We start from the raw sequence: 1115 nt of genomic DNA, 5'->3' as shown, positions 1-1115 counted from the left end.
CCTGTGCACCAGGTTGACGCTGAATGCTGTAGAACAAGTCTTCAAATACAACGCGGTCGCGCTTAAAGCCGACGGTGTTTACGTTTGCTAAGTTGTTGGAAATGGCAGTCATCTTCGTGTCCTGCGCTGCCATACCTGTCTTACTTACCCATAATGCCGAATGCATTGGTTATCTCCTTTTGGGGCGAGACTTATCTCGCCGCCATTAATTTGTTACCGGCTTGCGCCAACGTTTCTGCAGTTTTCATCATGCGTACTTGCATCTCGAAGTTACGCGTTAGCGACATCACGCCGATCAGCTCATCGATCGCCGATACGTTACTGCCTTCGATGTGTTCTGGTGCCAATTGCACGGTTTCATCCGCTGCGAATGGCACACCATCAACACTGTGAAGCAAGCTGTCGCTCTCTTTTTGCAGCTGATTGATTTCTGGCTTCACCAGTTTCAATGTGCCGACTGCGATTTCTGCACCGCCGCCCGGTGGAATAACCGAGACAAGACCACGCTCACTGATTTCGATTTTTTGATAATCAGGCACCACCAACGGACCGTTTTCACCCACAACCGGGAATCCGTTGATAGACATTGCGCCAAAGGTATCGATTTGAATGTTACCGGCACGCGTGTAAGCCTCATTACCCGCTGGCGTTTCTACCGCAAGGTAACCTTCACCCATGACGGCAACGTCGAGCGCACGACCTGTTTTCACAACGTCGCCAGAATCAAAACGCGTTGATGCAGAGTTTGTGACCACCATGGTTCGGCCATCAAAGCCCGGGCCTTGTAACTCCACGCTACGAACACGTTCCATATCCGCACGAAAACCTGCGGTATCCGCGTTCGACAAGTTATTCGAACGAACGTGTTGCGCTTTAAGAACTCGGCTTGCACCGGAGGTTGCTGTAAATAACAAGCTATCCATGCAGAACTCCTATTACACCGCGTTGAACAAGGCTTGAGTGAGCTTGTCGCTGGTCGAAATCGTTTTTGCGTTCGCTTGGTAGTTACGTTGTGCTGTCATCAGTGCCACAAGCTCACTGGTTAGGTCGACGTTTGAGCCCTCTAATGCACCTGGAGTCAGGTTACCCAGCGTGCCATAACCCGGAACGCCCAT

General features: G+C 51.0%; 3 protein-coding genes. All 3 read right to left on the bottom strand.

Annotated elements, in window-relative coordinates:
- Window positions 1-166, bottom strand: a 166-nt coding sequence (locus R8N28_RS26420) for a flagellar basal body protein (protein ID WP_318183812.1), incomplete at its 3' end; no start/stop codon positions are given.
- A gap of 25 nt (window positions 167-191) precedes the next feature.
- Window positions 192-923, bottom strand: coding sequence for a flagellar basal body rod protein FlgF (locus R8N28_RS26415; RefSeq protein ID WP_005464045.1), 732 nt, complete (start codon window positions 921-923; stop codon window positions 192-194).
- Window positions 924-935: 12 nt separating this feature from the next.
- Window positions 936-1115: flagellar basal body rod C-terminal domain-containing protein (locus R8N28_RS26410; RefSeq protein WP_318183810.1), on the bottom strand; the 180-nt coding region annotated here is incomplete at its 5' end.

It is taken from the genome of Vibrio sp. Vb1554 (assembly GCF_033344235.1).
The sequence above is the reverse complement of the archived record's forward strand: the minus strand, read 5'-3'. Positions and strand labels throughout refer to the sequence as shown.

Bases quoted from the DNA above. Each gene is read 5' to 3' on its own strand.
- R8N28_RS26415 (WP_005464045.1), bottom strand. From the start codon at position 923: ATGGATAGCTTGTTATTTACAGCAACCTCCGGTGCAAGCCGAGTTCTT.